24 protein-coding genes are annotated in these 23000 nt (G+C 77.3%); 20 read left to right on the plus strand and 4 right to left on the minus strand.

Annotated features, from left to right (window positions below; translation table 11 throughout):
- Positions 1–46: 46 nt before the first annotated feature.
- The 10 genes from BMY88_RS05500 to BMY88_RS05545 all read left to right on the plus strand — a co-directional run bounded on the left by BMY88_RS05500 (position 47) and on the right by BMY88_RS05545 (position 9675).
- Positions 47–1594, plus strand: a complete 1548-nt coding sequence (locus BMY88_RS05500) for a uroporphyrinogen-III synthase (protein ID WP_091941037.1) — start codon at positions 47–49, stop codon at positions 1592–1594.
- The gene (gene hemB / locus BMY88_RS05505; RefSeq protein ID WP_091941038.1) at positions 1591–2580 is read left to right on the plus strand and encodes a porphobilinogen synthase; all 990 of its coding nucleotides are present in this window, start codon (positions 1591–1593) and stop codon (positions 2578–2580) included. Before BMY88_RS05500 ends, hemB begins: the two co-directional genes overlap by 4 nt.
- Before the next feature lie 22 nt (positions 2581–2602).
- Positions 2603–3139: a hypothetical protein gene (locus BMY88_RS05510; RefSeq protein WP_244524466.1), complete on the plus strand. Its 537-nt coding sequence runs from the start codon at positions 2603–2605 to the stop codon at positions 3137–3139.
- A complete protein-coding gene (gene hemL, locus BMY88_RS05515) occupies positions 3136–4515 on the plus strand; it encodes a glutamate-1-semialdehyde 2,1-aminomutase (protein WP_091941042.1) in 1380 nt (459 codons plus the stop codon). The genes BMY88_RS05510 and hemL overlap by 4 nt, the downstream gene beginning before the upstream one ends.
- Positions 4515–5162 (plus strand): histidine phosphatase family protein, encoded by a 648-nt coding sequence (locus BMY88_RS05520; protein ID WP_091941044.1) that lies wholly within the window; start codon positions 4515–4517, stop codon positions 5160–5162. Before hemL ends, BMY88_RS05520 begins: the two co-directional genes overlap by 1 nt.
- Positions 5159–5746 carry a TlpA family protein disulfide reductase gene (locus tag BMY88_RS05525; RefSeq protein ID WP_091941046.1) on the plus strand — a complete coding sequence of 196 codons (588 nt, stop codon included), beginning with the start codon at positions 5159–5161 and terminating at the stop codon, positions 5744–5746. Before BMY88_RS05520 ends, BMY88_RS05525 begins: the two co-directional genes overlap by 4 nt.
- Before the next feature lies 1 nt (position 5747).
- Positions 5748–6563 (plus strand): cytochrome c biogenesis CcdA family protein, encoded by an 816-nt coding sequence (locus BMY88_RS05530; RefSeq protein WP_091941048.1) that lies wholly within the window; start codon positions 5748–5750, stop codon positions 6561–6563.
- Positions 6564–6636: 73 nt separating this feature from the next.
- The gene (resB, locus tag BMY88_RS05535; protein WP_091941050.1) at positions 6637–8283 is read left to right on the plus strand and encodes a cytochrome c biogenesis protein ResB; all 1647 of its coding nucleotides are present in this window, start codon (positions 6637–6639) and stop codon (positions 8281–8283) included.
- Entirely contained in the window at positions 8280–9239 is a 960-nt protein-coding gene (gene ccsB, locus BMY88_RS05540; protein ID WP_091941052.1) for a c-type cytochrome biogenesis protein CcsB, read from the plus strand. Before resB ends, ccsB begins: the two co-directional genes overlap by 4 nt.
- 145 nt (positions 9240–9384) lie before the next feature.
- A complete protein-coding gene (locus BMY88_RS05545; RefSeq protein WP_091941054.1) occupies positions 9385–9675 on the plus strand; it encodes a hypothetical protein in 291 nt (96 codons plus the stop codon).
- A 163-nt stretch (positions 9676–9838) separates the two neighbouring features.
- On the opposite strand, the gene BMY88_RS05550 is transcribed toward BMY88_RS05545, so the two are convergent.
- Entirely contained in the window at positions 9839–10063 is a 225-nt protein-coding gene (locus BMY88_RS05550; RefSeq protein ID WP_091941634.1) for a hypothetical protein, read from the minus strand.
- A 105-nt stretch (positions 10064–10168) separates the two neighbouring features.
- On the opposite strand from BMY88_RS05550, the gene BMY88_RS05555 reads away from it, so the two are divergent.
- Together BMY88_RS05555 and BMY88_RS05560 are read left to right on the plus strand one after the other, a co-directional pair.
- Positions 10169–10606: an AsnC family transcriptional regulator gene (locus BMY88_RS05555; RefSeq protein WP_091941636.1), complete on the plus strand. Its 438-nt coding sequence runs from the start codon at positions 10169–10171 to the stop codon at positions 10604–10606.
- On the plus strand, positions 10599–10925 hold the full coding sequence (locus BMY88_RS05560; RefSeq protein WP_091941057.1) for a DUF4229 domain-containing protein: 327 nt from the start codon (positions 10599–10601) through the stop codon (positions 10923–10925). The genes BMY88_RS05555 and BMY88_RS05560 overlap by 8 nt, the downstream gene beginning before the upstream one ends.
- Before the next feature lie 12 nt (positions 10926–10937).
- Here the strand turns inward: BMY88_RS05560 and BMY88_RS05565 are convergent, their stop codons facing one another.
- Together BMY88_RS05565 and menE are read right to left on the minus strand one after the other, a co-directional pair.
- A complete protein-coding gene (locus BMY88_RS05565) occupies positions 10938–11807 on the minus strand; it encodes a 1,4-dihydroxy-2-naphthoate polyprenyltransferase (RefSeq protein ID WP_091941059.1) in 870 nt (289 codons plus the stop codon).
- Positions 11807–12937, minus strand: coding sequence for an o-succinylbenzoate--CoA ligase (menE, locus tag BMY88_RS05570; protein WP_091941061.1), 1131 nt, complete (start codon positions 12935–12937; stop codon positions 11807–11809). The genes BMY88_RS05565 and menE overlap by 1 nt, the downstream gene beginning before the upstream one ends.
- Positions 12938–12977: 40 nt before the next feature.
- Between menE and BMY88_RS05575 the strand changes: the two genes are divergently transcribed.
- From BMY88_RS05575 to BMY88_RS23730, 6 genes are all read left to right on the plus strand, one after another.
- Positions 12978–13931, plus strand: coding sequence for an o-succinylbenzoate synthase (locus BMY88_RS05575; protein ID WP_091941063.1), 954 nt, complete (start codon positions 12978–12980; stop codon positions 13929–13931).
- The gene (menD, locus tag BMY88_RS05580) at positions 13928–15613 is read left to right on the plus strand and encodes a 2-succinyl-5-enolpyruvyl-6-hydroxy-3-cyclohexene-1-carboxylic-acid synthase (protein ID WP_091941065.1); all 1686 of its coding nucleotides are present in this window, start codon (positions 13928–13930) and stop codon (positions 15611–15613) included. Before BMY88_RS05575 ends, menD begins: the two co-directional genes overlap by 4 nt.
- Positions 15614–15749: 136 nt before the next feature.
- Positions 15750–17360: an ABC transporter ATP-binding protein gene (locus BMY88_RS05585; RefSeq protein ID WP_280138701.1), complete on the plus strand. Its 1611-nt coding sequence runs from the start codon at positions 15750–15752 to the stop codon at positions 17358–17360.
- Complete coding sequence (locus BMY88_RS05590; RefSeq protein ID WP_091941069.1) at positions 17357–19156, plus strand: ABC transporter ATP-binding protein; 1800 nt, start codon at positions 17357–17359, stop codon at positions 19154–19156. The genes BMY88_RS05585 and BMY88_RS05590 overlap by 4 nt, the downstream gene beginning before the upstream one ends.
- A 107-nt stretch (positions 19157–19263) precedes the next feature.
- Positions 19264–19941, plus strand: a complete 678-nt coding sequence (locus BMY88_RS23275) for a hypothetical protein (protein WP_139220410.1) — start codon at positions 19264–19266, stop codon at positions 19939–19941.
- Between the two features lie 121 nt (positions 19942–20062).
- Positions 20063–20230, plus strand: a complete 168-nt coding sequence (locus tag BMY88_RS23730; protein ID WP_170860975.1) for a hypothetical protein — start codon at positions 20063–20065, stop codon at positions 20228–20230.
- A 7-nt stretch (positions 20231–20237) separates the two neighbouring features.
- Here BMY88_RS23730 and BMY88_RS05600 read toward each other — a convergent pair whose 3' ends face one another.
- On the minus strand, positions 20238–21500 hold the full coding sequence (locus BMY88_RS05600; RefSeq protein ID WP_091941071.1) for an isochorismate synthase: 1263 nt from the start codon (positions 21498–21500) through the stop codon (positions 20238–20240).
- A gap of 62 nt (positions 21501–21562) precedes the next feature.
- Here BMY88_RS05600 and BMY88_RS05605 point away from each other — a divergent pair, with 62 nt between their 5' ends.
- Together BMY88_RS05605 and BMY88_RS05610 are read left to right on the plus strand one after the other, a co-directional pair.
- A complete protein-coding gene (locus tag BMY88_RS05605; RefSeq protein WP_091941073.1) occupies positions 21563–22279 on the plus strand; it encodes a demethylmenaquinone methyltransferase in 717 nt (238 codons plus the stop codon).
- Positions 22280–22288: 9 nt separating this feature from the next.
- Entirely contained in the window at positions 22289–22957 is a 669-nt protein-coding gene (locus tag BMY88_RS05610; RefSeq protein WP_244524467.1) for a phosphoribosyltransferase, read from the plus strand.
- Positions 22958–23000: the final 43 nt, after the last annotated feature.

Raw genomic sequence — 23000 nt, forward strand, 5'->3', positions numbered from 1 at the left:
ACGCCCGCACGAGGGCAGAGCAAATGACATGGAACAGGAGCACGCGATGACGCGCTTCCGCAAGCAGAACGGCGGAGCGGCCGGCACGGTCGTCTTCGTCGGCGCCGGCCCGGGCGACCCCGGCATGCTGACCGCCCGGGCGACCGCGGCGCTGGCCGACGCCGACGTCCTCGTCGTCGACGCCGGTGTCGCGCCCGCGATCACGGCGGCGGTCCGCGAGAGCCGGCCCGACCTCGAGCCGACGACCGCGACCGGTGAGCCCGACGAGGTGGCCAAGGCCGCCGTCGCCGCCGCGAAGAAGGGCGAGACGGTCGTCCGGCTCGTCGCCGGTGACCCGTTCACCTCCGACGCCGTGGTGAAGGAGGTGCTCGCCGTCGGCCGCACCTCGGTGCCCTTCGACGTGGTGCCCGGTGTCGCCTCCACCACGTCGGTCCCGGCGTTCGCCGGCGTCGCCCTCGGAGGCACGAGCCTCACCGCCGAGCTGGGCGGCGCCGCCGACCTGGTCGCGCTGGCCTCGGCCGCGCACGGCCTGGGTGCGCCGCTGGTGCTCACCGGCGACGCCGCGCACCTGGCCGACGCCGCCACCCGGCTGGTCGAGGGCGGGCTGCCCGGCAGCACGCCCGTGGTCGTCACCACCGCGGGTTCGACGACCGACCAGAAGAGCGTCGCCGCCAGGCTGGCCGCGGTGGCCGAGAAGACCGCCGGCCTCGACGCCGTCGGCGGCACGGTCGTGGCCACGGTCGGCACCGTCGTCGACAAGCGCGGCAAGCTCTCCTGGTGGGAGAGCCGGCCGCTGTTCGGCTGGCGCGTGCTGGTGCCCCGCACCAAGGACCAGGCCGGCGACATGAGCGACCGGCTGCGCGCCTACGGCGCCGTGCCGGTCGAGGTGCCGACGATCGCCGTCGAGCCGCCGCGCAGCCCCGCGCAGATGGACCGCGCGATCAAGGGCCTGGTCACGGGCCGCTACGGCTGGATCGTGTTCACCTCGGTGAACGCCGTGAAGGCCGTCCGCGAGAAGTTCGCCGAGCTCGGCCTCGACGCCCGCGCCTTCGCCGGCGTGAAGGTGGCCTGCGTGGGCGAGCAGACCGCCGAGGCGGTCCGCGCGTTCGGCATCGTGCCGGAGCTGCTGCCGTCGGGTGAGCAGTCCAGCGAGGGCCTGCTGGCCGACTTCCCCGAGTACGACGACGTCCTGGACCCGATCGACCGGGTGCTGCTGCCCCGCGCCGACATCGCCACCGAGACCCTCGCGGCCGGGCTCAAGGAGCGCGGCTGGGAGATCGACGACGTCACCGCCTACCGCACGGTCCGCGCCGCCCCGCCGCCGGCCGCGGTCCGCGAGGCGATCAAGGGCGGCGGGTTCGACGCGGTGTGCTTCACCTCGTCCAGCACGGTGCGCAACCTCGTCGGCATCGCCGGCAAGCCGCACGCCCGCACCGTGGTCGCGGTGATCGGCCCGCAGACGGCGGCGACCGCCCAGGAGTTCGGCCTGCGCGTCGACGTCCAGCCCGAGACCGCGGCCGTGGCGCCCCTGGTCGACGCGCTGGCCGCCTTCGCCGAGGCGCGTCGCGCCGAGGAGGAGGGCTCCGGGAAGTGACCGGCGCCAGTCCCGGCTTCGCGCGCGGGCGTCGACTGCGGTCGACGCCCGCGCTGCGGCGGCTGACGGCCCAGACGCGGCTCTCGCCGGCGGACCTCGTGCTGCCGGTGTTCGTCAAGGAGGGCATCGACGCCCCCCAGCCGATCTCCTCCATGCCCGGCGTCGTCCAGCACACGCAGGAGTCGCTGCGGAAGGCCGCCCACGAGGCCGCGGAGGCCGGCATCAGCGGGCTGATCCTGTTCGGGATCCCCGCGGACAAGGACCCGGTGGGCTCGCAGGCCGACGCCGCCGACGGCGTGGTGAACGTCGCGCTGCAGCAGCTGCTCGCCGATCTCGGCGACGAGCTGGTGCTCATGGCCGACCTCTGCCTGTGCGAGTACACCGACCACGGCCACTGCGGCGTGGTCACCCCCGCAGGGCTGGTGGACAACGACCCGACGCTGGACCGCTATGCCTCCGTGGCGCTGGCCCAGGCGCAGGCCGGTGCCCACGTGATCGCCCCGAGCGGGATGATGGACGGCCAGGTCGCGGCGATCCGCCGGGCGCTGGACGGCAACGGGTACCCCGAGCTGCCGGTGCTGGCGTACGCGGCCAAGTACGCCTCGTGCTTCTACGGACCCTTCCGGGAGGCGGCCGAGGGCGCACCGCAGTTCGGCGACCGGTCGACCTACCAGATGGACCCGCCCAACGCCGACGAGGCGCTGCGGGAGGTCCGGCAGGACCTCGCCGAGGGGGCGGACGCCGTCATGGTCAAGCCCGCCCTGGCCTACCTCGACATCATCGCCCGTGTCGCCGACGAGGTCCGGGTGCCGGTGAGCGCCTACCAGGTCAGCGGCGAGTACGCGATGGTCGAGGCCGCCGCGGCGAACGGCTGGGTGGACCGCGAGCGGGCGATCCTGGAGACGCTGACCGCGATCCGGCGGGCCGGCGCGGGGTCGGTGCTCACCTACTGGGCGGTCGAGGCGGCCCGCCTCCTGCGCCGCTGAGCGCGCAGGCCCCGCTGCACTGATGGAGCACGTCGAGCCCGGGGGTTCCTGGCGGCCGTTCTGGCTGGTCGCCGGGGCCCTCGGGCTGCTGCTGGTCCTGGACGTGGCGCTGCCCGGCCCGGACGTGCCGCCGCTGCTGTGGGTGCTGTCGCTGGTCGCCGTCCTCGGCGTCGTCGCGGCCGGGGTGCTGTCGGCCAACCGGGTCTGGACGGTGCGCGTCGGCCGGACCGACGTCGGCGAGCCCGTCCTCTCGGTCGGCCGGGAGCGCGTGCTGGTGGCCGACGTCGACACCGCCCACCTCGAGGCCGTCCGCGAGGGTGCCGCCGGCGTCGACGCGGGCGCACCGGTGCTGGGCGGTGGCTGGTCGCTCCCGCGCGGCCGCACGGGCCTGCCGCTGCGGCTGACCGACGGCCGCACGGTCCTCGTGCCCACCCGCGACCCGGCCGCCCTCGCCCGGGCGCTGCTGGCCGCGGCACCGGCCCGCGGCGCCGTGCCGGGTGCCGGTGAGACGGGGGCCTCACCCGGCTCCCCCCGCACGGAGGGGACACTGGGGCCGTGACCTCGCTGGACAGTTCTCCCTACCCCTACGAGGCCCCGGTCTCCGCCGAGCTCTTTGCGCGCGGGCTCCAGGTGACCCCCGGCGGGGTGAACAGCCCGGTCCGCGCCTTCCGGGCCGTCGGCGGCACCCCGCGCTTCATGGCCCAGGGCCAGGGGCCGTGGCTCACCGACGCCGACGGTCGCCGCTACGTCGACCTCGTGGCCTCGTGGGGCCCGCTCATCCTCGGCCACGCCCACCCCGAGGTCGTCGAGGCGATCACGGCCGCCGCCCGCCGCGGCACCTCGTTCGGCGCCCCCACCGAGGGCGAGCTCGACCTCGCCGACGAGATCATCGCCCGCATGCCGCCCGTCGAGCGGGTTCGGCTGGTCAACTCCGGCACCGAGGCCGTCCTCTCCGCCGTCCGGCTGGCCCGCGGCGCGACGGGGCGCCCGCTCGTGGTCAAGTTCGCCGGCTGCTACCACGGCCACGTCGACGCGCTGCTGGCCTCGGCCGGCTCGGGCGTGGCCACGCTCGGCCTGCCCGACACCCCGGGAGTGACCACCGGCGCCGCCGCGGACACGGTCGTCCTGCCCTACAACGACGTGGCCGCGGTCGAGGCCGTCTTCGCCGCCCGCGGGGCCGACATCGCCTGCGTGGTCAGCGAGGCCGCGCCCGGCAACATGGGCGTCGTCCCGCCGCTGTCGGGCTTCAACGCCGAGCTGCGCCGGATCACCGCCGCGCACGGCGCGCTGCTGGTGCTCGACGAGGTCATGACCGGGTTCCGCGTGACCCGCTCCGGCTGGTACGGCCTGGACCCGGTGGACGCCGACCTGTTCACCTTCGGCAAGGTCATGGGCGGCGGCCTGCCCGCCGCCGCGTTCGGCGGCCGCGCCGACCTCATGGACCAGCTGGCGCCGATCGGGCCGGTGTACCAGGCCGGCACGCTGTCGGGGAACCCGGTCGCCGTGGCCGCGGGCCTGACCACGCTGCGGCTGTGCACCGACGAGGTGTACGCCCGCTGCGACGAGGTCGCGGTGACCCTGCGCGGCGCGGCCAGCGCGGCGCTGTTCGCCGCCGGGGTGTCGCACCGGGTGCAGCAGGCCGGGTCGATGTTCTCGGTGTTCTTCGTCCCCGACGAGCGGCAGGTGCGCGACTTCGACGACGCGCGCAGCCAGGAGGCGTTCCGCTACACCGCCTTCTTCCACGCCATGCTCGGCCGGGGCGTGTACCTCCCGCCGTCGGCGTTCGAGTCGTGGTTCGTCAGCGCCGCCCTGGACGACGCCGCGGTCGAGCACGTCCTCGACGCGCTGCCGGCCGCCGCCCGGGCCGCGGCCGCGGCCACGCCGGACGACGCGCCCCGGGCAACCGGTCAGGACCCGAGCGAGGTGAGCAGCTGATGAGCGAGACGACCGTCGTCCACCTGCTGCGCCACGGCGAGGTGCACAACCCGGCGAAGATCCTCTACGGCCGGCTGCCCGGCTACCGGCTGTCCACCGCCGGCGAGGAGATGGCCCGCGACGCCGCCCGCTGGTTCACCGGCGTGGCCGCCGACCCGCCGATCACGCACCTGGTGGCCAGCCCGCTCGAGCGCGCCCAGCAGACGGCCGCGCCGATCGCCGAGGCGCTCGGCCTGCCGATCACCACCGACGCGCGGCTGATCGAGGCGGCCAGCGACTTCGAGGGCCTGCGCGTCGCCGTCGGCGACGGCGCGCTGCGCGAGCCGCGGCACTGGTGGAAGCTGCGCAACCCCTTCCGGCCCTCGTGGGGCGAGCCCTACGTCGAGATCGCGGCCCGGATGCTGCTCGCGGTCGAGGCGGCGCGCGACGCCGCCCGCGGGTCCGCAGCGGTGTGCGTCAGCCACCAGTTGCCGATCTGGACGCTGCGGCTGCACCTGGAGGGCCGCAGCTACCTGCACGACCCGCGCCGCCGCGAGTGCGCGCTGGCCAGCGTCACCTCGGTGACCTACGCCGGCGACCGGGTCGCCGGCGTCACCTACGCCGAGCCCGCGGGCGCCACCGACCCCGACGCGGTGGCGGGCGCATGACCACCCCCGGGAGCCGGTGGATCCCCGCCCTGCTGGGCGCGCTGCTGCTCACCGCCGGCTGCACGACCGGCGAGGGGTCCGCCGTCGACGTCAACAACGGCGGCGAGTTCCGCTTCGAGGCGGGCACCCCCTCCGGGGAGGTCATCCCCGTGGACGACCGGGCCACCGCGCCCGAGTTCAGCGGCGACCTGCTGGGCGGGGGCGACTTCGACTCCGCCGACCTGTCCGGGGAGATCGTCGTCCTCAACTTCTGGGGTTCCTGGTGCGCGCCCTGCCGGGCCGAGTCGCCGGAGTTCCAGGAGGTCTACGCCGAGGTGCGCGACCGCGGGGTCGAGTTCGTCGGGCTCAACGTCAAGGACCCCGAGCAGCTCGCGCAGGCGTTCGTCGACACCCAGGGCATCGAGTTCCCGTCGGTCTTCGACCCGCGCGGCGAGGTGGCGCTGGCCTTCCGGGACTTCCCGGCCAACGCCATCCCGTCCACGATCGTGCTCGACCGCGAGTACCGGGTGGCCGCCGTGTACACCGCCCGGATCCCGCAGGAGGACCTGCGCACCGTGCTCGACCGGCTGCTCGAGGAGGGCTGAGGTGGGGGATACCTTCAGCGGCCTGGTCACCGACGGCCCGCTCCTCGTCGCCGCGGCCGTGGCGGCGCTGGTCGGGCTGATCAGCTTCGCCTCGCCCTGCGTGCTGCCGCTCGTGCCCGGCTACCTCTCCTACGTCGCCGGCCTGGCCGGGGGGACGGCGGAGCGCACCCCGGCCACCGGGAGCAGCGGCACGGGCACGGCCACGGCGACCGCCGTCGACCGGCGCACCGGCCGCCGGCAGGTGGTGCTCGGCGCGGTGCTGTTCGTGCTCGGCTTCACCGCCGTCTTCGTCGCGCTCGGGACGGCCGCGGGCTCGCTCGGCCGGCTGCTGCTGGTGCACCAGGACGTCATCACCCGGGTCATGGGCGTGGTGGTGATCGCGATCGGCCTGGGCTTCCTCGGCTGGCTGCCGCTGCTGCAGCGCACCAAGCGGCTGTCGGTGCGCCCCGCCACCGGGATCCTGGGCGCACCCCTGCTCGGCGTGGTGTTCGGCCTGGGCTGGACGCCCTGCCTGGGGCCGACGCTCGGCGCCGTCCTCAGCCTCGCCTACGCCGAGGGCACCGCCGGGCGCGGGGCCTTCCTGTCCGTCGCCTACTGCGCGGGCCTCGGTGTGCCCTTCGTGCTGGTCGCCCTCGGCGCCCGCTGGGCGCTGGGCGCGACCTCGTTCCTGCGCCGGCACGCCCGCACGGTCACCGTGGTCGGCGGCGTCCTGCTCGTACTGGTCGGCCTGCTGCTGGTGACCGGGGCGTGGACCGAGATGATGCAGCAGCTGCGCTCCTGGCTCGCCACCACCGGGCTCGGGGAGTCCGCACTGTGACCGAGCTCGCGAGGTCACAGCAGTGGCACAGCACCCCACGGCACGGCCTGGCCGAGCGTCAGCGAGGTCGGTCGTGACTGTGACCGCCCCGCCGCGCGAGGCCGCGGCGCCCCCGCCGCGGCCCGCCCCGCCGTCCGCGGGCCGGCGCGCGGCGACGCTGCTGCTGCGCTGGTGGCGCCGGCTGACCGCCATGCGGACGGCGATCATCCTGCTGTTCCTGCTCGCGCTGGCCGCCATCCCCGGGTCGCTGCTGCCGCAGCGCTCGCTGTCGCAGACCAACGTCGCCCGCTACTTCGCCGACCACCCGGACCTCGCGCCGGTGCTGGACCGCCTCTACCTGTTCGACGTCTTCAGCTCGCCGTGGTTCGCCGCGGTGTACCTGCTGCTGTTCGTCTCCCTCGTCGGCTGCGTGCTGCCCCGGGCCCTGGAGCACGCGCGGGCGCTCCGCCGGCCCCCGCCGCCCGCGCCGCGCAACCTGCTGCGGCTGCCCGACGCCGCCCGGCTCGACAGCCCGCTCGAGGGGCCGGCCGCCCTCGACGCCGTCGAGGAGGAGCTGCGGGGCAAGCGCTACCGCGTCGTCCGCCGCGGCGGGGGAGCCGACGACGAACTGTCGGCCGAGAAGGGGTATGCCAAGGAGGCCGGCAACCTGCTGTTCCACCTCTCGCTCGTGGCGCTGCTCGTGGCGCTGGCCGGCGGGAAGCTCTGGGGGTACGAGGGCAGCATCCTCGTGACCGAGGGGCAGGGCTTCTGCAACGCCTTCCAGCAGTACGACACCTACTCCGCCGGCCCGCTCGTGGAGGGCGGTGACCTCACCCCGCTCTGCGTCGACCTCGAGGACTTCCGCGCCGAGTACGAGGACGACCTGACCGCGTCCTCGTTCCGCGCCGACATCTCCTACGGCGGGCCGGGCGAGGACGGGCGGCCGGAGACGATCGGGGTCAACGACCCGCTGCGCGTCGACGGCGCCCGCGTCTACCTGACCGGGCACGGCTACGCCCCCCGCTTCACCGTGGCCACCCCCGGCGGCACGACGCTCACCGACGTCTCCGCGCCGTTCCTGCCGACCAACCAGTCGACGATGGCCAGCGAGGGCGCCCTGAAGCTGCCCGACCTGGGCGCCGACGCCGAGTCCCAGCTCGCCCTGCAGGGCTTCTTCGCCCCGACCGGCGTGATCCGCGGCGGCATCCTCACCAGCGTCGATCCGCGGCCGCTCGAGCCGCGGGTCGCGATCATCGCCTACCAGGGCTACCTCGGCCTGGACACCGGCCGGCCGCAGTCGGTGTACGCGATCGACACCGAGCAGATCGCCCGCGGCGCGCTCGAGGAGGTCGGCTCGGCCAACCTGGCCGTGGGCGAGACGCTGACCCTGCCCGACGGCACCGCGATCACGTTCACCGGCTACAGCCAGTTCGCCGCGCTCCAGCTCTCCCACGACCCCGGCCAGGGGTGGGTGCTGGGCGCGGCGATCGCGATCCTCGTCGGCCTGCTCGCGATGCTCCTGCTGCGCCGCGAGCGCGTGTTCGCCCGCGTCGGACCGGCCGCGGACGGCGCCGGTACCGTGCTGACCGTCGGCTCGCTGACGCGGGGCGGCGGTGAGGGCACGGAGCGCTTCGCCGGGCTGACCGACGACCTCCGGGCGGCCCTCGCCGCCCGCGCACCCGCACGACCCACCCCGCCGCCCGGCGGGGCAGATCCGGACCCGGAGGTCCCCACCCCGTGACCGTCGACCAGACCCTCGAGGACCTGTCGAACGTCCTGTTCTCCGTCAGCGTCGGGCTGTACTCGCTGGCGGTCGTGGCGTTCTGCGCCCAGCTCGCCTTCGGCCGGCGCCCCGCCGCCGCGCGCGAGCTGGTCGGCGCCGGCGCGCCCGCGGAGCCGGCCCTTTCCGCCGCCCCGGCGGAGCCGATCACCGTCCGGCGCTACGGGATCGCCGCGATGGCGCTCACGATCCTGGGCGCGCTCACCCACGCCGGGGTCCTGCTCTTCCGCGGCCTGGCCACCGACCGGCTGCCGTGGGGCAACATGTACGAGTTCGCGACGGGCGTCGTGCTGGTCGCGGTCGTGGCGTTCGTCGTCCTGGCGGTGCGCCGGCCCGCGCTGCGCCACCTGGGTGTCTTCGTCCTGGCGCCCGTCGTCCTGGCGATGGTCGGGATCGGGCTCTTCCTCTACGCGGAGGCCGGCCCGCTGGTTGCGGCGCTGCGGTCGAGCTGGCTGGCCGTGCACGTGTCGACGGCGATCATGGGCTTCGGGATCTTCTTCGTCAGCGGCATCGCCAGCGTGCTGTACCTCCTGCGGCTGCGCCACGACGCCCGCGTCGCCGCGGGCACGGCCGCCGAGGGCACCCTGCTGGGGCGGCTCCCCGGCGCGGCCGCGATCGACCGGGTCGCGCACCGCACCGCCGTCTTCGGCTTCCCGATCTGGACCTTCGCCGTCATCGCCGGGGCCATCTGGGCGGAGAGCGCGTGGGGCCGGTTCTGGGGCTGGGACCCGAAGGAGACCTGGGCCTTCATCGCATGGGTCGTGTACGCCGCCTACCTGCACGCCCGCACGACGGCCGGCTGGCGCGGCAAGCCCGCCGCCTGGGTGAACGTCGTGGGTCTCGGCGTCATGATCTTCAACCTGCTCTACGTCAACATGGTCTCGACCGGGCTGCACAGCTACGCCGGCGTCGAGTGAGCGGGGGCCCTGCCGCCCGGGGTCCGCAACGGGGCCGGACTCGTCACTCCGGGTGAGCGGACCCCGGTCGGGGGACGCCGGTTGATGACGGCACCCCCTCGCCCGTGCTGGGATGCAGGCATGGACAGGCGAAGGACTGGTCACGGTGGGTAGGCACGCGGCAGCGGTCGGCGCGGACGTCGACCCGCTCGTGGCCGCCGCGCTGGCCCGGCGGGAGACGGCCGGGCCCGGCCCGCAGCACGCGGGCGGCGCCGAGGAGCGGCGGGACGGCCCGGTCGGCTGGCCCGGTCGCGAGGACGAAGGGCCGGCGGGCTCTCCCCTGGGCTGGCCCGGCTCGACCGCGGAAGAGCCTGCCGAGCGGCCCGCGCCCCAGGCCGAACCCGAGCAGGAGCGCCCGCGGGGCTGGCGACGGCTGTTCGGCGGCCGCGCGGCCTGACGCCCCGGGCAGAAGCGCGAAATTGCCCCGGCGCAGAAGCGCGAAATTGCCCCGGCGCAGGAGCGCGGAACTGCCCCGGCGCAGAAGCGCGGAATTGCACGGGAGGTGCGGCGTCGCGGGCCGCGCTACCCGGGGTGGGGACGGCGCCCCGGGGGATGCGGGCTCAGGCGGGCGAGCCGTCGTCGCGCTTGGCGCGGCGCTCCAGCTCGCGCAGGAAGTCGGGATCGTCGTCCGGGGCGAGCGGGCGCGTGCTGCGCGGCGGCCGCGGACGGCGCGGCGCCTGCGGAGCACCCAGGCCGGGACCGCCGGCACCGCCGGACCGCTCCGCGGCACGCATGACGAGCACGACCACGGCGATCGAGACCACCAGGAACACCAGGAACACCATGCGGCGCCACCTCTCCGTCTCCCCCTGCACGGACCACAGTACGTCCGCGGCGATACTCGGGGGGAGCGCCGGGGCCCCCGGAGCCGATCCGGGACGGAGGACGTCATCGACGCGGTCGACCGCCGGCTCCTCGAGCTGCTGCAGGCCAACGGCCGGGCCAGCTACGCCGAACTGGCCCGCCAGGTGGGCCTCTCCGCGCCCGCGGTGCACGAGCGGGTCGGCAAGCTGGAGACGGCGGGGGTCATCACCGGCTACCGGGCGGTCGTCGACCCCATGGCGGTCGGGCTCGACGTCACCGCGCTGATCAGCGTCATCGAGAGCGACTCGGTCGACGAGACCGGTGTGGAGGCCGCGCTGGCCGCCATGCCGGAGGTCGAGGACTGCTGGCGGGTCGCGGGCAGCGAGGGGTACGTCCTGAAGGTCCGGGTGACCGACATCCCGGCACTGGAGCAGGCCATCAGCGCGTTGAACAGGATCAGAGGAGTCGCACGCACCCGGACGACCGTGGTGCTCTCGACCAAGTGGGAGGGCCGGCATGGCTGACGCGAGCGACCCGGCGACCCCGGGCTCCCCGACAGGCGGGCCGGCGACGCCGCCGTCGATCTGGCCGCCGCTGGTGCTCTACACCGTGGGCCGGCTGCTGATCACGGTCGCGCTGGTCGCGGTCATCTGGGTGGCGGGCCTGCCGGGCATCCCGGCGCTGCTGTTCGGGCTCCTGCTGTCGATGCCGGCCTCGTACCTGCTGCTGCGCGGCGTCCGCGACCGGCTGACCGAGGCCCTCGCCGCCCGCAGCATCGCCCGGCGGACGGCGAAGGAGGACCTGCGCGCCCGCCTGTCCGGCGACGCGGCCGACGAGGACTGAGGCCCGCGCGGCTCAGCTGAGGGCCAGGCCGGCGCCCAGCAGCACGCCGGTGGCCAGCGTCAGCTTGCCGGTGGCCTGCAGGCCGGCGATCAGCGCCGGCCCGCGGGCGCCGGAGAGCACCAGCCGCACCGGCGGCACGGCCAGCGGCGCGGCCAGCAGGGCGAGCAGCGCCCAGGGGCGGATCACGCCGATCGCGACGACGACGGCGAAGGCGAGGACCAGCAGCCCGGCGTAGGTGGCCCGGGTGCCGCGCTCGCCGAGCAACACGGCCAGCGTGCGCTTGCCGGCGACGGCGTCCCCGGCGATGTCGCGCAGGTTGTTGACCACGAGCAGCGCGGTCGACATCAGGCCGATCGGCACCGAGGCGGCGAGCGCGAGGCCCTCCACGGCCCGGGTCTGCACGAAGGTCGTCCCCGCCACCGCGACCAGCCCGAAGAAGACGAAGACCATCACCTCGCCGAGTGCCCGGTACCCGTAGGGCAGCGGGCCGCCGGTGTAGGTCCAGGCGGCGGCGATGCAGACGGCGCCGACGGCGACCAGCCACCAGCTCGACAGCGCGGCCAGCCCGAGCCCGGCCACCCCGGCGACGGCGAAGGAGGCCAGCCCGGCCGCGAGGACCTGCCGCGGCGTCGCCGCCCCCGAGCCGACCAGTCGCATCGGTCCGACGCGGTCGGCATCGGTGCCGCGGCGGCCGTCGGAGTAGTCGTTGGCGTAGTTGACGGCCACCTGCAGGGCGAGCGCGACCAGCAGCGCCAGCAGGGCGGGTGCGGGCCGGAAGCCGTCGAGCGCGACGGCGGCCCCGGTGCCGACGAGCACCGGGGCGACGGCGGCGGGCAGGGTGCGGGGGCGGGCGCCGGCCACCCACTGCGCGGGCGTGGCCATCAGCGCGCGTCCCCGGTCACGGCGGCCGCGACGCCGCGGCGGTCGGGCTTGCCGGTGTGCAGGGTCGGGACGGCGGCGATGCGGTGCAGCTCGCGCGGCGCCGCGGCGACCCCGAGCCGGTCGGCGACCCACGGCCGGAGCTGCGCGAGCAGGGGGTCGGCGCCCGGCGCCGGGACGACGGCGGCCACCACCCGCTGCCCCCACTCCTCGTCGGGCCGGCCGAAGACCACAGCGTCGGCGACCGCCGGGTGCTCGCGCAGCACCCCCTCCACGGCCTGCGGCGCGACGTTCACCCCGCCGGTCACCACGACGTCGTCCAGCCGGCCGGAGACCGTCAGCACGCCGTCGACCAGTGCACCGGAGTCCCGGGTGTGGAACCAGCCGTCTCCGAACGCCTCGGCGGTCGCGGAAGGCTCCCCCCGGTACCCGAGCGCGAGCACCGGCCCCGCAACCGAGATGCCCCGCTCGTCGGCGCGCACCGAGACCCCGGCCAGCGGCACGCCGTCGTAGACGCAGCCGCCGGCGGTCTCGGTCATCCCGTAGGTGGTGACCACCGGCGCCCCCTCGGCGCGGGCGCGGGCCAGCAGGGCGGGGTCCGTGGCCGCGCCGCCGACCAGCACCGCGTCCAGGGCGCGCAGGGCGTCGGGCTCGCCGGCCAGGAACCGGCGCAGCTGGGTGGGCACCAGCGAGGCGTACCGCCGGCCCGGGGGCATGCGGTCGACCGCGGCGGACAGCGGCTCGTCGCGGCGCAGCACGGTCGGCTCGGTGCCGGCGAGCAGGGAGCGGCACAGCACCTGCAGCCCGGCGATCGCCGAGACGGGCAGGGCCAGCAGCCACGCGCCCGGCCCGCCCAGGCGCTCGTGCGTCGCCCGGCCGGAGGCCCGCAGCGCGGCGGCGGGCAGCAGGACGCCGCGGCCGCCGCCGGTCGAGCCCGAGGTGACGACGACGAGGTCGGCACCCTCCTCCAGCGGCTCGCCGGGGCGCAGCGCGGCGCGGGCGGACGCGACCGTCGCCGGCGGCCCGGCCGGCAGCACGGCCAGCGGCGCGTTCCCCGCCAGGCAGGCGCGCAGCGGGTCCAGGAGCGCGCGGGGGTCCTCGGGCGCGGGCACGAGGGTCAGGTGCCGGGCCACGTTGTCCGAGGCTACTGCGCGGCTCACCTACGCTCGGGCCATGGCGGACGGGGCGGGGATCGACGCCGTGTCCGTGTACTCGGTGCCGCTGCGCACCCGCTTCCGCGGCATCGACGTCCGCGACGGCGTGCTGGTGCGCGGCCCGGCCGGCTGGGGCGAGTTCAGCCCGTTCTGGGACTACGACGTCGCCGAGAGCCGCCGCTGGTGGGCCGCCGCCCGGGAGGCCGCCCTCGAGGGCTGGCCACCGCCGGTGCGCGCGACGGTCCCGGTGAACGTGACCGTGCCCGCCGTCGGGCCGGAGCGGGCGCACGCGATCGTCGCGGCGTCGGGCTGCCGGACGGCGAAGGTGAAGGTGGCCGAGCCGGGACAGGCCGCGGCCGAGGACCTCGCCCGGGTCGAGGCGGTGCGCGCCGCGCTGGGGCCGGCCGGGGCGGTGCGGATCGACGCCAACGCGGCCTGGGACGTCGACACCGCCGTCGCCCGCCTGCGGGAGCTCGACGCCGCGGCCGGCGGGCTGGAGTACGCCGAGCAGCCCTGCGCGACCCTGCCGGAGCTGGCCGCGCTGCGCCGGCGCCTCGACGTGCGGATCGCCGTCGACGAGGGGGTCCGCCGCTCGGCCGACCCCCTGCGGGTGGACCTGCGCGCGGCCGCCGACGTCGTCGTCCTCAAGGTGCAGCCGCTCGGCGGCGTGCGGGCGGCGCTGCGGGTGGCCGAGGCGCACGGGCTGCCGTGCGTCGTCTCCTCGGCGCTGGAGAGCTCGGTCGGCATCGCCGCGGGGGTCGCGCTGGCCGCCGCGCTGCCCGACCTGCCCTTCGCCTGCGGCCTGGCCACCGTCGCGCTGTTCACCGGCGACGTCACCGCCGACCCCCTGCTGCCCGTGGCCGGGGAGCTGCCGGTGCGGGCCGTCGTCCCCGACCGGCTGGCCGAGCTCGCCGCTCCCGCGGACGTCGACGCCCGCTGGCGGGCGCGCCTGGCCGAGGTGGCGGCCGCGTGAACCCCGCCACCGCGCTGGCCACCGTGCTGGTCGACGAGCTGCTGCGCGGTGGCGTGACCGACGCCGTCGTCGCGCCCGGGTCGCGGTCGGCCCCGGTCGCGCTGGCCCTGGCCGCCGCCGAGCGGGACGGCCGGCTCGCCCTGCACGTGCGGGTCGACGAGCGGACGGCGGCCTTCCTCGCCCTCGGCCTGGCCCGCGCCTCGGGCCGGCCGGTACCGGTGCTCACCACCTCCGGGACGGCGACCGCGCACCTGCACGCCGCGGTCCTGGAGGCCGATGCGAGCGGGGTGCCGCTGCTGGCGCTGACCGCGGACCGCCCGCCGGAGCTGCGGGCCACCGGTGCCAACCAGACGATCGACCAGCCCGGCCTCTACGGCGGCGCGGTCCGGTTCGCGGCCGACGTCGGCGTCCCCGAGGCCGGTCGCGAGGAGCCGCAGAACCGCTACTGGCGCGCCCTGGTGGCCCGCGCGCTGCTGGTGGCCCGCGGTGTCGTGTCCGGCGACCCCGGGCCGGTGCACCTGAACCTGCAGTTCCGCGAGCCGCTGCTCCCCGACGGGCCGGCCCTCGCCACCGGCGCCTGGGCCGGTCGCGCCGACGGCTCGCCGTGGACGGCCGGCGCCCCCGGAACGCCGGACCCCGCGCCGCTGCCGGCCGGCCCCGCCCGCACGGTCGTCGTCGCCGGCGACGCCCCGGCCGCACTCGGCCGGGCCGCCGCGGAGCTGGCCCGGCGGCAGGGCTGGCCCGTCGTGGCCGAGCCCAGCAGCGGCGCGTGGGGCGCCGGCCTGCGCGGCGGGGCGCTGCTGCTCGGCGCGGCCGACTGGCTGGCCGCGCACCGCCCGGAGCGGGTGCTCGTGGTCGGCCGGCCGACGCTGTCCCGCCCGGTCGCCGCGCTGCTGGCCGACCCCGCGGTGCGGGTGGAGGTCGTGCCCGCCGGCTCCCGCTGGGCCGACGCCGGGCGCAGCGCGAGCGCCGTCGGTGGCCTGCCCGTGGCCGGTGGCCCGGTCGACGCCGGCTGGGCCGCGGCGTGGACGGCGGCCGCCGACCGGGTCGGTGCGGCCGTGGACGCGGTGCTCGCGCGGGCGCCCGCCACGGCCGCCGGTCTGGCCCGCGACCTCGTGGCCGCCGCGCCCGCCGGCGGTCTGCTGGTGCTCGGCTCGTCCACCCCGGTGCGCGACGTGGACCGGCTGGCGGTGCCGCGGGGGGACCTGGCCGTGCTGGCCAACCGCGGCGTCGCGGGCATCGACGGCACCGTCTCCACCGCCGTGGGCGCGGCGCTGGCGCACCGGCGGTCGGGGCGCGGGCCGACCACGGCGCTGCTGGGCGACCTGACGTTCCTGCACGACCTGACCGGCCTGCTGCTCGGCGAGGGGGAGTCCGCGCCGGATCTCACGCTCGTGGTCCCGGACAACGACGGCGGCGGCATCTTCGCCCAGCTCGAGCCGGGCCGACCCCAGTACGCGGCGGACTACCGCCGGGTGTTCGGCACCCCGCACGGCCGGAACCTGCTCACCGTGGCCCGCGCCCTGGGCTGGGCGGCCGACGCGGTCCCGGACGCGGCGTCGCTCCCGGCCGCGCTGGTCGCCGGCGGGCCGCGGGTGCTCGTGGTCCGGACCGACCAGGGTGCCGAGGCCGAGCTCGCCGGCCGGCTGCGGGAGGCGGCCGCGGCGGCGCTGCGGGAGTAACCCGCTGGACGCCACGGGTTAGGGTGCCCTGACCTGATCGTCCGGCTGCCGAGGAGGAGCCCTGCCTCCCACGGCCCGCACCCTGCTGCGCCGCGCCCTGCGCCGGCACCCGCGCCGGCTGGCTGCCTCGGTTCTCCTGCTGTCGCTGCACCAGACCTGCGAGGCGCTCGTCCCGGTCGCCATCGGCCTGACGATCGACCGCGCGGTGGCCACCGGCGACGTGCCGGCGCTGGCGATCGCGCTGCTGGCCACCGGCCTGCTGTTCGTCGTCCTGTCGCAGGCCTACCGGTTCGGCGCCCGGGCCGTCGTGGCGGCCTGGTGGGAGGAGACCCACCTGCTGCGGGTGGAGCTCACCGAGCGGGTGCTGGACCCGCGCGGGCTGACCGACCCGCCCGCGTCGGGCGAGCTGCTGTCGACCGCGACCTCCGACACCGACCGGGTCGGCCGGGTGCTCGAGGCCGCCTCGCTGGTCGTGGCCGGCACCGCCGCCCTCGTCGTCGCGGCCGCCTCGCTGCTCGTGGTGCACGTCCCGCTGGGCGTGGCCGTGCTCGTCGGCGCCCCGCTGCTGGTCGGCGCGCTGCAGCTGCTGGCGCCGCTGCTGACCCGCCGCACCGCCGCGCAGCAGGAGGACGTCGCCCGCACCGCCGGGCTGGCCACCGACCTCGTGCAGGGCGTCCGCGCCCTGCGGGGGATCGGCGCCGAGGACGCGGCCACCGAGCGCTACCGGCGGACCAGCGGCACGGCGCTGGCCTCGACGCTGCACGCGGCGCGCGCCGTCGGCGTCTACCGCGGCGTCACCACGCTGGGCAGCGGCCTGTTCCTCGCCGGCGTCGCCGGGTTCGCCGGGGCCCTGGCCTTCGACGGCGAGCTCAGCATCGGCGAGCTCGTCACCGTGGTCGGTCTCGCCCAGTTCGTCGCCGAGCCGATCGGCCTGCTCGGCTTCGCCGGTCAGAAGTTCGCCGAGGCGAGGGCGTCCGCGGCCCGGATCGCCGAGGTGCTGGCGCGGCCGGTGCTCACCTCGGGCGGTGCCGCCCGGACGCCCGGGGGCGAGGGCCGGCTGGAGCTGCGCGCGGTCACGACCGGCCCGCTGACCGGGCTGTCGCTGACCGCGGCGCCGGGGGAGCTGCTCGGCGTCGTCGCCCCCGACCCCCGCGACGCCGAGGCGCTGGTCGCGCTCGTCGCCGGGCGGGTGGCCGCCGAGGAGGTGCGCGGCGAGGTCCTCGTCGACGGCGTCGACGCGCGCGACCTCGACCCGGCCGCCGCCCGCCGCGCGGTGCTGGTCGAGCCGCACGCGGTGGTGCTGTTCGAGGGCACCGTCCGGACGGCGGTCGACCCCACCGGCGCCGCCTCCGACGAGCGCTTCGCCGCCGCCGTGACGGCCGCGGCGGCCGACGACGTCCTCACCGGGCACCCCGACGGCGAGCGGCGCGCGATCGCCGACCGCGGGCGCACCCTCTCCGGCGGCCAGCGGCAGCGGATCGCGCTCGCCCGGGCGCTGCTGACCGACCCGCCGGTGCTCGTGCTGCACGACCCCACCACGGCCGTCGACGCCGTCACCGAGGAGGCCATCGCCGCCGGGCTGGCGGCGCTGCGCCGCGGCCGGACGACGGTGCTGGTCACCAGCAGCCCCGCGCTGCTGGGCCGCTGCGGCCGGGTGCTCCTAATCGACGGCGGCCGCGTGGTCGCCGAGGGCACGCACGCGGAGCTGTCCGCGGCCGACGCCTACCGGACGGCGGTGCTGCGATGACCGCCGAGGCGACCGCCCCCGAGGCGACCGCGGCGGGACCGTCGACCGCCGCCGCTGCCCCGCCGTCGGACCTGCTGCCGACGGCGACCGGCCGGCGCGCGGCGCGGGTCGTCGGTCGCTACGCCCGGGAGCGCCCCGGGCTGGCGGTCGCGGCGCTCGCCGTGAGCATCGCCTCGGCCGCCGCCGGCCTGATCGCCCCGGCCGTCCTCGGCGCGCTCGTGGATGCGGTGGCCGAGGGCGGGTCGATCGGCGGCTTCCTGCTCGCGCTCGCCGGCGCGGCGCTGCTGGCCGCCCTCCTCACCGGGCTCGCGGCGGTGGCCGTCAGCCGGCTCGGGGAGACGCTGCTGGCACGCGTGCGCGAGGCCGTCGTCGCCCGCGTGCTGCACCTGCACACCGCCACGCTGGACCGGGTGCGCCCCGGCGACCTGCTGTCCCGGGTCGGCGACGACGTCGCCCGGGTCAGCGAGTCGGTGACCACGGGCCTGCCCGAGGTGATCAACGCCGCGCTCGCCGTGCTGCTCACCCTGCTCGGCCTCGGCGTGCTCGACTGGCGGCTCGCGGTGGCCGGCCTGCTCGCGCTGCCGGCCTACGTCCTCGCCCTGCGCTGGTACCTGCCGCGGTCGGCGCCGATGTACGCCCGGGAGCGGCTGGTCGTCGCCGAGCGCGCGGACGGCCTGCTCGGCGCGGTCCAGGGCGCCGAGACCATCCGCGCCTACGCGCGCAGCGGCCCGCACGCGGCGGAGGTCGCCCGGCGGTCGGCGGTCGCCCGCGACGTCGGCGTCGGCGTGTTCCGGCTCTACACCGACTTCGGCTGGCGGATGAACCGCTCGGAGTTCGTCGGCCTGGCCGCCGTCCTCGGCATCGGGTTCCTGCTGGTGCGCGGCGGCGGGGCCACCGTGGGAGAGGTGACGACGGCGGCACTGCTGTTCCACCGGCTGTTCGGCCCGCTGGGCACCCTGCTGTTCTCCTTCGACGAGGTGCAGGCCGCGGGCGCGGCGCTGGTGCGGCTCGTCGGCGTCGTCGACCTGCCCGACACCGAGGTGCCCGCTCAGCGCCCGGATGGCTCGCACCGCCCCGCCGTCGAGTTGCGCGGGATCGGGCACGCCTACGGCGACGGGCCGCCGGTGCTGGCCGACGTGGACCTGCGCCTGGCCCCCGGCGAGCGGGTGGCCCTGGTCGGCGCCAGCGGGGCGGGGAAGACGACGCTGGCCGCCGTCCTCGCCGGCGCGCTCGACCCCACTGCGGGCGAGGTGCTCGTCGACGGGGTGCCGGCCGCCGGGCTGCCGGGCCGGGGCCTGCGCGACGTGGTGGCCCTGGTCAGCCAGGAGGTGCACGTCTTCGCCGGCACGCTCGCCGACGACCTCCGGCTCGCCCGCCCCGACGCCACCGACGACGACGTCGAGGCGGCGCTGCGGCTGGTCGGCGCCCGCTGGGTGGCCGCGCTCCCCGGGGGGACGGCGACGCTCGTGGGGGAGGGCGGCACCGCGCTCACCCCGGCCCAGGCACAGCAGGTCGCCCTGGCCCGGCTGGTCCTGGCCGACCCGCCGATCGCCGTCCTCGACGAGGCCACGGCCGAGGCGGGCAGCTCCGGCGCCCGCGAGCTGGAGGAGGGGGCGTTCGCCGCGACGGCCGGCCGCACCACCCTCGTCGTGGCCCACCGGCTGACGCAGGCCGTGCGCGCGGACCGCGTCGTCGTCCTCCACGCCGGCCGGGTGGTCGAGGAGGGCACCCACGCCGACCTGGTCGCCGCCGGCGGTCGCTACGCCACCCTGTGGACGGCCTGGCGCGGCCGCTGAGCCGTTCACCCGGGAGTGGACGGCGGGCCGGGCCGGGTCAGCCGATCGGGCGGGCGTACCCGCGCGGCGGCGACGCCGCCCGATCCACCGGGCCTAGCGTCCGTGGCGTGACCCAACCGCCCGGCCCGCCCGGACCCTATGGCCAGCAGCCCCCCGGTCAGCCCCCCTACGGGCAACAGCCCCCGTACGGCCAGCAGCCCCCGTACGGCCAGCAGCCCCCGTACGGCCAGCAGTCGCCGTACGGCCCGCAGTACGGGCAGCCGCCGTACGGGCAGCCGCCCCGCAAGAACCGCACCGGCCTGATCGCGGCCATCGTGGCCGCCGTGGTGCTCGTCGCGGCCGGCGTCGTCACGTTCCTCCTGCTGAGCCAGGACGACGACGAGGACGGCGGGAGCAGCGCGACGAGCTCCAGCAGCAGCTCCAACTCCGGCTCCAGTTCCGGCTCCAGCTCCAGCTCCGGCTCCGGGGGCGACGAGGACGCCCTCGAGGCGGCCTGCGAGGTCGTCATCCCGGCGGTGGCGGAGGCCGGCGAGATGCTCAGCGACGACACCGACCTCGACACGGGCCTGGAGACGATCGAGCAGCTGGTGTCCACCATCCGGGGCGAGCTGGACCCCCTGCCGGAGCCGCAGCGCGGCCACATGGCGGACCTGGCCGACACCTACGAGCGCGCGGCGGCGCAGGCGAGCGGCGCCGAGCCCGCGGACGACGAGATCTCGGAGCAGATCTACGACGCCGAGGTGCTGGTGGCGCAGGACTGCGCCGAGGTGGGCGTGACGGCCTGATCGACGGCCCGCCGCGTCCCGCCACCCATGCGTGGTCCGGGGCGCGGCGGGTAGGGCGTCGGGGACGGGCTCATCGGGGCCGCGGACTCCGCGGCGGGCGCCCGGTGGAGGAGGTTCCGTCGTGACGTGGGTGTGGATCGTGGTCGCCGTCGTGGTGATCGGTGGGCTGCTGGGCGCGTGGATCGCCAACGCGGCCCGGCTGGCGCGGCGGAACGGTCAGCTGGAGCGCCGGAGCCCGACCATGCGCGAGAGGGCCGAGAAGATCGAGCGCGGCCAGGACGACCGGTAGCGCCGGCTCAGCCCTCGAGCGCGGCCTGGAACGCGGCGAACTTGGACTGAGTCTCGGCCAGCTCGGCGGCCGGGTCGGAGCCGGCGACGATGCCGCAGCCGGCGAACAGCCGGGCGCTCGCCGGGTCGTCGGGGGAGAGCTGCGCGCACCGCAGCGCCAGGCCGAACTCGCCGTCCCCGCGGGTGTCGAGCCAGCCGACCGGTCCGGCGTAGCGGCCGCGGTCCATCCCCTCCAGCTCGGCGATCAGTGCCGCGGCCCGGTCGGGCGGGGTGCCGCAGACGGCGGCGGTCGGGTGGACGGCGGCGACCAGGTCCAGCAGGCCCGCGCTGCCGCGTCGGCCCGACCGGCGCTGGGTCCCGGTGACGTCGGTGGCCAGGTGGCGCACGTTGGCCAGCGTCAGGAGGGAGGGCTCCGCGGGGGCGTCCAGCTCGCCGCAGTACGGCTCCAGCGCGCGGACCAGCGAGTCGACGGCGAGGGCGTGCTCGGCGCGGTCCTTGGCCGAGCCGAGCAGGGCGGCGGCCAGCCGCTGGTCCTCGGCCCCCGCGCCGCGCGGCGCCGTTCCGGCCAGCACGCGCGAGGACAGCTCCCGGCCGGTGCGGCGCAGCAGCAGCTCCGGCGTTGCGCCCAGCAGGCCGTCGACGGCGAAGGTCCAGCAGTCGGGGAAGCGGTCGGACAGCCGGTCCAGCAGCCGGCGGGGGTCCAGCGGCACGTCGGCGGTGACGAGCAGGTCCCGCGCGAGCACCACCTTGGCCAGCTCGTCGTCGCCGATCCGGTGCACCGCCGCGGCCACCGCGGCGCACCACGAGGCAGGGTCCAGCGCGCCGTCGGCGTAGCGCAGCCGCCCCGGGGCCGCGCCCGGCTCGGTGCGCACGGGCAGGGGAGGCGGATCGCCGATCCTGGTCATCCAGGCAACGCCGTCGCGGCGGCCGACGACGACCTCCGGGACGACGAAGACCGACGTCCCCGCCGCGGGGTCGAAGGCCACGCTCGCGAAGGCGACCGCCCCCGAGCCGGGGACGCCGACCGGGTCCGGCGCCGACAGCTGCCCGGACAGGTCGTCCCACCAGGCGGCGGCCTCGGCCAGCGCCCGCGGGCCGGAGACCTCCAGTCGCGCGGCCTCGCCCCAGCCGACGAGGCCCTCGCCGCGGCGCACCCACGACAGGCCGCCGTCGGCCGGCAGCAGGCGCAGCAGGTCGGGGGAGTCGGGCAGCTCGACCGTGGTGACCGCGGACGCGGCGGTGTTCCGCGAGGTCACGGCCGCTGCTGTCACGGCTCCAGAGTAGGCAGCCGGGGGGCCGGGCCGCCGTGGAAGGCTCTGTAACGTCAGTCGCCGTGGGAGACCGGCGAGACGACGCACACGGCCCCGGGCGGGCCGGGCTCGACAAGGCGCCCGCCGAGGTCGCGGCCATGTTCGACGGCGTCGCCCGCCGCTACGACCTCACCAACACGGTCCTCTCCGGCGGTCGGGACGCCGGCTGGCGGCGGGCCACCCGCGAGGCGGTCCGCGCCCGCCCGGGGCAGACGGTGCTCGACGTGGCCGCCGGCACCGCCGTCTCCACGGTCGAACTGGCCGCCGGCGGGGTGACCGCGATCGCCTGCGACTTCTCCCAGGGGATGCTGCGCGCCGGCGCGGCCCGCGCGGTGCCCAAGGTGGCCGGCGACGCCATGGCGCTGCCCCTGGCCGACGCGAGCGTCGACGCCGTCGTCATCTCCTTCGGGCTGCGCAACGTCGCCGACCCCGACGCGGCCCTGCGCGAGTTCCTCCGGGTGACCCGCCCCGGCGGCACGCTGGTGGTCTGCGAGTTCTCCAGCCCCACGTGGACGCCCTTCCGGACCGTCTACCTCGAGTACCTGATGCGGGCCCTGCCGCGGATCGCCCGCGCGGTCAGCAGCAACCCCGACGCCTACGTCTACCTCGCGGAGTCGATCCGCGCCTGGCCGGACCAGCCGACGCTCGCCGGGCGCATCCAGGGTGCGGGATGGGACGACGTCGCCTGGCGGAACCTGACCGGCGGCATCGTCGCCCTGCACCGAGCCCGCCGCCCGTAGTCCCACCGCGTGCCACGCTGGGGCATGCGCTTCGCCGACCGCGCCGCAGCCGGTCGGGCGCTCGCCGTCGAGCTGTCCGGTCGGGGGCTCGACGGCGCGGTGGTGCTCGGGCTCCCCCGCGGCGGGGTCGTCGTCGCGGCGCCCGTCGCCGCCGCCCTGGGCGCCCCGCTGGACGTGCTCGTCGTCCGCAAGCTCGGCCTGCCCGGGCGGCCGGAGCTGGCCATGGGCGCGATCGCGGCGGTCGGCGACGCCGTCGAGACGATCCGCAACCCGGAGGTCCTCGAGGCGGCCCGGGTGGACGAGGCCGCCTTCGCCGCCGTGCGCGCCCGGGAGCTCGTCGAGCTGCGCCGCCGGGTCGAGGCCTACCGCACCGGGCGGCCGCCGGTCCCGGTCCGCGGCCGCACCGTCGTGCTGGTGGACGACGGCCTGGCCACCGGGTCGACCGTGCGCGCAGCCCTGGCCGCCCTGCGCTCGCAGCAGCCGGCCCGGGTGGTCGTCGCCGTCCCTGTCGGCTCGCCGCACGTGGTCGCGGAGCTGGCCGCGGAGGTCGACGCGCTGGTCTGCCTCGCCGCGCCCGCCGGCTTCCGCGCGGTCGGTCAGGTCTACGCCGACTTCTCGCCCACCGAGGACGACGCCGTGCGCGCCGCGCTGACCGGCGGGCCGCAGCAGCCGACGTGAGCCTCGTCACGGGGGGCTTGTTCCCTGGCTCACACGCCAGCGT

This window comes from Trujillonella endophytica, from assembly GCF_900110555.1.
Lineage (GTDB): Bacteria > Actinomycetota > Actinomycetes > Mycobacteriales > Geodermatophilaceae > Trujillonella > Trujillonella endophytica.

Coding starts and splice junctions, on each gene's coding strand:
- BMY88_RS05565 (WP_091941059.1), bottom strand. CDS start 11,807: ATGGCCACGCCCGCGCAGTGGGTGGCCGGCGCCCGCCCCCGCACCCTG.
- BMY88_RS05510 (WP_244524466.1), top strand. CDS start 2,603: ATGGAGCACGTCGAGCCCGGGGGTTCCTGGCGGCCGTTCTGGCTGGTC.
- BMY88_RS05575 (WP_091941063.1), top strand. CDS start 12,978: ATGGCGGACGGGGCGGGGATCGACGCCGTGTCCGTGTACTCGGTGCCG.
- BMY88_RS05550 (WP_091941634.1), bottom strand. CDS start 10,063: ATGGTGTTCCTGGTGTTCCTGGTGGTCTCGATCGCCGTGGTCGTGCTC.
- BMY88_RS05560 (WP_091941057.1), top strand. CDS start 10,599: ATGGCTGACGCGAGCGACCCGGCGACCCCGGGCTCCCCGACAGGCGGG.
- BMY88_RS05525 (WP_091941046.1), top strand. CDS start 5,159: ATGACCACCCCCGGGAGCCGGTGGATCCCCGCCCTGCTGGGCGCGCTG.
- BMY88_RS05520 (WP_091941044.1), top strand. CDS start 4,515: ATGAGCGAGACGACCGTCGTCCACCTGCTGCGCCACGGCGAGGTGCAC.
- BMY88_RS05500 (WP_091941037.1), top strand. CDS start 47: ATGACGCGCTTCCGCAAGCAGAACGGCGGAGCGGCCGGCACGGTCGTC.
- BMY88_RS05590 (WP_091941069.1), top strand. CDS start 17,357: ATGACCGCCGAGGCGACCGCCCCCGAGGCGACCGCGGCGGGACCGTCG.